The organism is Ralstonia sp. TCR112, from assembly GCF_007997035.1.
In the GTDB taxonomy this organism is placed as follows: Bacteria; Pseudomonadota; Gammaproteobacteria; order Burkholderiales; family Burkholderiaceae; genus Ralstonia; species Ralstonia edaphi.
Window position 1 is genome coordinate 1 of record NZ_VOSS01000093.1, and the last position, 6,970, is coordinate 6,970.

The following is a 6,970-nucleotide window of genomic DNA, read 5'->3' on the forward strand; positions in this document are numbered from 1 at the left end:
TCGCTTTGCCCAGGCAGCCACCGGCCTCGCGCCCGATGCGCTGCTCGCGCTCGATTACCACGGCCGCGCGCTCACGGTCACGCTCAAGGACGGCACCGACACCGCCAGCCTGCGTACCGCCGCCCGCAATGTCGGCCTGAACATGGACACCGCCGAGGCCCCGCGCGGTGCCGAGGCGACCGTACCTGGCTCGCGCTGGACGGTTTCCATCGCCCAATAACGCTTCCTCCATGGCGACTTCCTCCCCTTCCTCTTCCCGATCGTCATCCCGCCGCCTGCCGCGCATCGGCGTGCCGGACTCGCTGCGCGATGCGGCGACGACGTTCTGGATGCAGCGCGAGCCGCGCGAACGCCGCATCCTGGCCGGTGGCGGCGTGGTGCTGCTGCTTGTGATCGTCTACCTCGTGCTGTGGGAGCCGGCCTTCGAAGGCCAGCGCCGCATCGAGAAAGCCCTGCCGCAGATGCGTACGCAACTCGCCGAGATGGAAACGCTGGGCCAGGAAGCGCGCGGCCTGTCGGCCATTGCCGCCGCGCCCGTGCCGCGCGGTGCGGAACTGCAGCAGGCGCTCACCACGAGCCTGACCAACCACGGCCTGAAGGCCACGCGGATGGCGATGTCGGGCGAGAGCGTGCAGGTGCAACTGGACAAGGTGCCCTTCGGCGCCGTCGCCGAATGGCTGCAGGAGGTGCGCCAGGCGCAGCGCATGAAGGTGATCGACACGAACATCAAATACGTGGGCGCGACGGCCCTGGTCAACGTGACGGCGACGCTGCAAGGCCCCGCCGCCGCTGGCCGCTGACGGGTCCGATCGTGCCGATGGGGATTGAATCGCTGCCGCCGCTGCGCTTGCGCCGCCGGGCCGGGCCGGACGAGCGCACCGGCCTCGGCTGGCGTGTGCTGTGGTGTGGCGTGGCGCTGCTGGCCGTGGGCGCGACCGTGGTGGCGCAGTATCCGGCCGCGTGGGCGGCGGAACGCATTGCCGCAGCCACGGGGCACCGTGTTTTGCTGGCCGACAGCCAGGGCAGTATCTGGCACGGCAGCGCAACGCTCGCGCTGACCGCCGGCAACGGCGGCGCCGATGCGACCGTGCTGCCCGGCCGGCTGTCCTGGTCGATCGACATGCTGCCGCTGCTGACCGGCACGCTGCGCGCGCACCTGGCGCACGATCGCGCGCTGGAGAAGCCGGTCACGCTAACGGTCACGCCGGGGCATTGGGAGGCAGAGGCCGGCGCGGTCGCGCTGCCGGCATCGTTGCTGGAAGGCATTGGCGCGCCATTCAACACGCTCAAGCTGGATGGCCGGTTGCGGGCGCAGTGGACGCCGCTCTTGGGCCAATTCGGCCGCGGGAAAGGCCAGCCAAACACCGCCCAGGGCGCGCTGACTGTCACGCTCGAGCAGGTATCATCCAGCCTCAGCCGGGTGCGGCCGCTGGGCAGTTACCAGGCGGTGCTGTCGTTTGGCGGCGTGAGCGGTGCGCCGATGCAGTTGTCGCTGTCGACGCTGGCCGGGCCGCTCACCTTGCAGGGCCAGGGCACCCTTGGCCAGGGCGCGCATTTTGACGGGGTGGCCAGTGCCACACCGGAGTCGGAACCGCAATTGATTGGCCTGTTGAGTCTGCTGGGCCCGCGCGACGGGTCGCACCATCGACTCCGCTTTTGATCCTCAAGCCGGCGCGCGAGCCAGCGTGCCGACAACCATGAACGAGACCATGTACAACGCCTCTTCCCGACTCACCGTTCGCGCCATCGTCCTGGCATGCTGCGCAACAATGGTGGCCGGCTCGATGCCAGTCTTCGCCGCCCCGCCCAGCGCGGCATCCTCCCAGAACGGCGCTGCCGGCAATCCAGGGGATGAGGTCTCGCTGAATTTCGTCAACGCGGATCTGGACTCGGTGGTCAAGGCCGTGGGCCAGGCCACCGGCAAGAACTTCATCGTCGACCCGCGCGTGAAGGGCACCGTCAACCTCGTCACCGAAAAGCCGGTGACGCGTTCGCAGGCGCTGGAATCGCTGGGCTCGATCCTGCGCATGCAGGGCTACGCGATTGTCGAGGGCAACGGCTTCACCAAGGTCGTGCCGGAAGCCGACGCCAAGCTGCAGGGCTCCCCCACCAGCGTAGGCGCGGCGGGCTCGCGCGGCGGCGAGCAGGTCGTTACGCAGGTCTTCCGCCTGCAGCATGAATCGGCCAACAACCTGGTGCCGGTGCTGCGCCCGATGATCGCGCCCAACAACACGATCACCGCTTACCCGGCCAACAACACGCTGGTCATTACCGATTACGCCGATAACCTGCGCCGCATCGGCCGCATCATCGCGTCGATCGACACGCCCGTGGCCGGCGAAACCGAGCTGATTCCGCTGAGGAACGCCGTGGCCATCGACGTGGCGGCCACGCTGCAGAAGCTGCTCGATCCGTCTGCCGGTGGCGCAGGCGGGGCGGGCGCCGGCGCGGCGCTGTCGGACCCGAGCCTGCGTACGTCGGTCGTGGCAGAGCCGCGTTCGAATAGCGTGATGGTGCGTGCGTCGAGTGCGGCCCGTCTCGCCCAGGCCAAACAACTGATCGCCAAGCTGGACGTGCCGAACGCGCGCCCCGGCAATATCTGGGTGGTGCCGCTCAAGAATGCCAACGCGGTGCAGCTGGCCACTACGCTGCGTGCGATCGTCGCGGCCGACGCCACGCTGTCGGCCTCGGCATCCACCGGCCCGGGCGGCCAAAGCGCCGCGCAAGGCGCGACCTCGCAGCCCGCCGGCGGCGTGAACACCTCGCAGAATCAGAACACGCAGAACACCAACTACGGCAGCGGCTCGGGTTCGGGCAGCGGCTCGGGCAGCGGGAGCTCTTCGTTCCGCGCCTCGTTCGGGCAGAACAACACGCCCACCACCGGCGGCATCATCCAGGCCGATCCGGCCACCAACGCGCTCATCATCACCGCCAGCGAGCCGGTCTACCGCAACCTGCGCGCCGTGATCGACGACCTGGACGCGCGGCGCGCGCAGGTCTACATCGAATCGATGATCGTGGAAGTGACGGCCACCAAGGCGTCGCAGCTCGGCATCCAGTGGATGGTGGGCGCGGGCGGCCCGAACACCTACGGCGGCGGCGGCACCAACTTCGGCACCGGCTCAGGCAATCTGCTGACGCTGGCCGGCACGATTGCCACCATCACGACGGGCGGCATCGGCAGCACGGCGGCGCAGACGGCGCTGTCCAACGTGAACGTCGGGCAGCTCAACGGCGGCAACTTCGGCGTGTTCAACAAGGCCAGCGGCCTGGGCGCGATACTGTCGGCGCTGGGCTCGGACGGCTCGGTCAACGTGCTGTCGACCCCGAACCTGATCACGCTCGACAACGAAGAGGCCAAGATCCTGATCGGCCAGAACGTGCCGATCACCACCGGCTCGTATGCCCAGACAGGCACGTCGGCTTCGGTCACGCCGTTCCAGACGTTCGACCGCAAGGACGTCGGCATCACGCTGCGCGTCAAGCCGCAGATCACCGATGGCGGGCTGGTGAAGATGCAGATCTTCCAGGAGTCGTCGGCCGTGGTGCCGGGCACGCAGAATGCGACGCAGGGCCCCACCACCAACGTGCGCTCGATCGAGACCAATGTGCTGGCCAACGATGGCCAGGTCGTCGTGCTGGGCGGTCTGCTGGAAGACAACTACCAGGACGGCGAGCAGAAGGTGCCGGGCCTGGGCGACATTCCCATCCTGGGCGCGTTGTTCCGCTCGGAAAACAAGACACGTGTGAAGACCAACCTGCTGGTGTTCCTGCGCCCGATCATCCTGCGTACGGCCGATGCGACCGGCGCGCTGTCGGACAACCGCTACAACTACATGCGCGATACGCAGCAGGGCTTTGTCTCGCCGAACATGCTGCCGACCACGTCAGACAAGGACACGCCGGTGCTGCCCTCGCCCAGCGCGATGCGCCCGGCCGACAACTACGGCGATGTGTCGATCGTGCCGAAGGGCCCGGCCGGCACGCAGGTGCCCCCGGGCGCCCCGATGCCGATGCCGATGCCGCAGGGCACCACGCGCAGCCAGCCGCGCCTGCAGAATTTCGCGGCGCCGACCTCGGGCGGCTACGACGGCAACGCGCCGCGCAATGGCGGCTGACAACGGACAACGAACCATGGCCACGCAAGCTTCCACCACCGACGTCAGCACGCTGGAGCCGCCCTCGCAGTCCGCCGTGCGGCTGGTGCCGTATGCGTTTGCGCGCGACGCCAAGCTGCTCGTCGCGCGCCAGGACGTCGACACGCTGGAAGTGTGGGTCTGCCCCGAAACCTCGCGCACGGCGCTGGCTGAACTCGGCCGCGTGTTCGGCGCGCTGCAGCTGGTGACGCTCGACACGGCAGCACTGTCCACCGCCACGCAGACGGCCTACAACGCGCAGGACGGCAGCGCGGCCCAGGTGGTGGGCGAAGTGGAAGGCGAAGTCGATCTCTCCCGCCTGATGCAGGACATTCCGGCCGTGGAAGACCTGCTCGAATCCGAAGACGACGCGCCGATCATCCGCATGATCAACGCGCTGCTTACGCAGGCCGCGCGCGAAGGCGCATCGGACATTCACATCGAGCCGTTCGAGAATGCATCCGTCGTGCGCTTTCGCGTCGACGGCACGCTGCGCGATGTGGTGCGCCCGAAGAAGGCGCTGCACGGCGCGCTCATTTCGCGCATCAAGATCATGGCGCAGCTCGACATTGCCGAGAAACGCCTGCCGCAGGATGGCCGCATCACGCTGCGCGTGGGCGGGCGCCCGGTGGACGTGCGCGTGAGCACGCTCCCCACCGGCCACGGCGAGCGCGCGGTGCTGCGTCTGCTCGACAAGGAAGCCGGCCGGCTCGACCTCGGCAAGCTCGGCATGGGCGCCGGCACGCTGGCGCGCTTCGACCACCTGATCAACCAGCCGCACGGCATCGTGCTCGTCACCGGCCCGACGGGTTCGGGCAAGACGACCACGCTGTACGCGGCGCTGTCGCGGCTCGACGCGTCGTCCACCAACATCATGACGGTGGAAGACCCGATCGAATACGACCTCGACGGCATTGGACAGACGCAGGTCAACCCGAAGATCGACATGACCTTCGCCAAGGCCCTGCGCGCCATCCTGCGCCAGGACCCGGACGTGGTGATGATCGGGGAAATCCGCGACCTGGAAACCGCGCAGATTGCCGTGCAGGCCTCGCTGACGGGCCACCTGGTGCTGGCGACGCTGCACACGAACGATTCCGCATCTGCCGTGACGCGCTTGATCGACATGGGGATCGAACCGTTCCTGCTGTCGTCGTCGCTGCTGGGTGTGCTGGCGCAGCGCCTGGTACGTCGCCTGTGCGTGCATTGCCGCCGCGAAGAAGTGCTCGAACTCACGCCCGCAGAAGTGGAAGCCGTGGCCGGCACGCCGGTTGCCGATGGCGTGGCACCGGCCGCCCCGGCACGCAAATCGGTGTGGCATCACGTCGGCTGCGACCGTTGCAACCACTCCGGGTACCAGGGCCGCACCGGCGTGTACGAGCTGCTGACCGTCACGCCGGAAATCCAGACGATGATCCACCGCCAGGCCGCTGAATCCGAGATCAAGGCGTTCGCCATCGGCCAGGGCATGCAGACGATGCGCATGGACGCACAGCGCTGGATCGACACCGGTGCCACGTCGCTGGAAGAAGTGCTGCGTGTCACGCGCGACTAAGACGCGAATGAACGAATAGCGCATGCCAGCCTTCCGCTACGAAGCCGCCGACGCCACCGGCAAGACCGACAAGGGTGTCATCGAAGCCGACAGCGCGCGTCAGGCGCGCACGCTGCTGCGCGCACGCGGGCTGACGCCGCTGCTGGTCGACGCGCTGGGCGCACAGGACACCAAGCGCGGCGGGTCCAGCTTCGGCAAGCGGCTCTCGGCGCAGGAAAACGCGCTTGTCACGCGCCAGCTCGCCAGCCTGCTGGTGGCGGGCCTGCCGCTCGATGAAGCGCTGGCCGCGCTGGCCGATCAGGCCGAACGCGCCTACGTCGGCGAATTGCTCGCCGCCATCCGCGCGGAAGTGGTGGGCGGCAGCTCGCTGTCGGTGGCGCTGGCGCAGCATCCGAAGGATTTTCCCGACATTTACCGCGCCCTCGTTTCAGCGGGCGAGCACTCCGGCAACCTCGGCCTCGTCCTCTCGCGCCTGGCCGACTACATCGAGAGCCGCAACGCGCTCACATCGAAAATCAAGCTGGCCTTCACGTACCCCGCCATCGTCACGGTAGTGGCGTTTGCGATCGTGATCTTCCTGCTGTCGTACGTGGTGCCGCAGGTGGTCAGCGTGTTTGCCAACACCAAGCAGAAGCTGCCGACGCTCACGATCATCATGCTGTGGCTGTCGGACTTTGTGCGGAACTGGGGATGGCTGGCAGCGATCGTGCTGGTGGCGATTGGCGTGCTGATCCGCAATCTGCTCAAGCAGCCGGCGCTGCGGTTGTCATGGCACAAATGGCTGCTGACGGCGCCGCTGTTCGGCAAGCTCGTCCGCGGTTACAACACCGCGCGTTTTGCGAGCACGCTGGCGATTCTGACGAGTGCCGGCGTGCCGATCTTGCGTGGGTTGCAGGCAGCGGGGGAAACGCTGAACAACGTTGCGCTCAAGACCAACGTCGAGGATGCATCCACGCGCGTGCGGGAAGGGACTTCGCTGGCGCGGGCGTTAGCAGCGCAGAACCAGTTTCCGCCTGTGCTGGTGCATTTGATTCGCTCGGGTGAGGCGACGGGGAATCTGCCTGCGATGTTGGAGCGGGCTGCGCAAGGCGAGGCTCAAGAGTTGGAGCGCCGGACGCTGTTCCTTACTGGCTTGCTTGAGCCGGCGCTGATTTTGACGATGGGTGTGGTGGTGTTGTTGATTGTGTTGGCGGTGTTGATGCCGATTATTGAGATTAATCAGTTGGTGCACTGAGGTTTTTTGGGGCTTCTGGTCCACCCCCTTTCGTTCCCTGCCGGG

At 67.6% G+C, this 6,970-nt stretch carries 5 protein-coding genes and 1 pseudogene; all 6 read left to right on the forward strand.

Features of this window, described 5'->3' with window-relative positions; genetic code table 11:
- A pseudogene (locus FUT88_RS20830) lies at positions 1 to 220 on the forward strand (GspL/Epsl periplasmic domain-containing protein); the annotation flags it as partial.
- Positions 221 to 230: 10 nt separating this feature from the next.
- Positions 231 to 800: a type II secretion system protein GspM gene (gene gspM, locus FUT88_RS20835; RefSeq protein ID WP_147217965.1), complete on the forward strand. Its 570-nt coding sequence runs from the start codon at positions 231 to 233 to the stop codon at positions 798 to 800.
- A gap of 17 nt (positions 801 to 817) precedes the next feature.
- Positions 818 to 1,660 (forward strand): type II secretion system protein N, encoded by an 843-nt coding sequence (locus FUT88_RS20840; protein WP_147217972.1) that lies wholly within the window; start codon positions 818 to 820, stop codon positions 1,658 to 1,660.
- Between the two features lie 37 nt (positions 1,661 to 1,697).
- Complete coding sequence (gene gspD / locus FUT88_RS20845) at positions 1,698 to 4,118, forward strand: type II secretion system secretin GspD (RefSeq protein WP_147217967.1); 2,421 nt, start codon at positions 1,698 to 1,700, stop codon at positions 4,116 to 4,118.
- 16 nt (positions 4,119 to 4,134) lie between these two features.
- Positions 4,135 to 5,691, forward strand: a complete 1,557-nt coding sequence (gspE, locus tag FUT88_RS20850; RefSeq protein ID WP_147217969.1) for a type II secretion system ATPase GspE — start codon at positions 4,135 to 4,137, stop codon at positions 5,689 to 5,691.
- A 22-nt stretch (positions 5,692 to 5,713) separates the two neighbouring features.
- On the forward strand, positions 5,714 to 6,925 hold the full coding sequence (gene gspF / locus FUT88_RS20855; RefSeq protein ID WP_147217970.1) for a type II secretion system inner membrane protein GspF: 1,212 nt from the start codon (positions 5,714 to 5,716) through the stop codon (positions 6,923 to 6,925).
- Positions 6,926 to 6,970: the final 45 nt, after the last annotated feature.

What these genes read in the sequence shown, in the direction of transcription:
- gspM (WP_147217965.1), top strand. Translation starts at nt 231, where the DNA reads ATGGCGACTTCCTCCCCTTCCTCTTCCCGATCGTCATCCCGCCGCCTG.
- FUT88_RS20840 (WP_147217972.1), top strand. Translation starts at nt 818, where the DNA reads ATGGGGATTGAATCGCTGCCGCCGCTGCGCTTGCGCCGCCGGGCCGGG.
- gspD (WP_147217967.1), top strand. Translation starts at nt 1,698, where the DNA reads ATGAACGAGACCATGTACAACGCCTCTTCCCGACTCACCGTTCGCGCC.
- gspE (WP_147217969.1), top strand. Translation starts at nt 4,135, where the DNA reads ATGGCCACGCAAGCTTCCACCACCGACGTCAGCACGCTGGAGCCGCCC.
- gspF (WP_147217970.1), top strand. Translation starts at nt 5,714, where the DNA reads ATGCCAGCCTTCCGCTACGAAGCCGCCGACGCCACCGGCAAGACCGAC.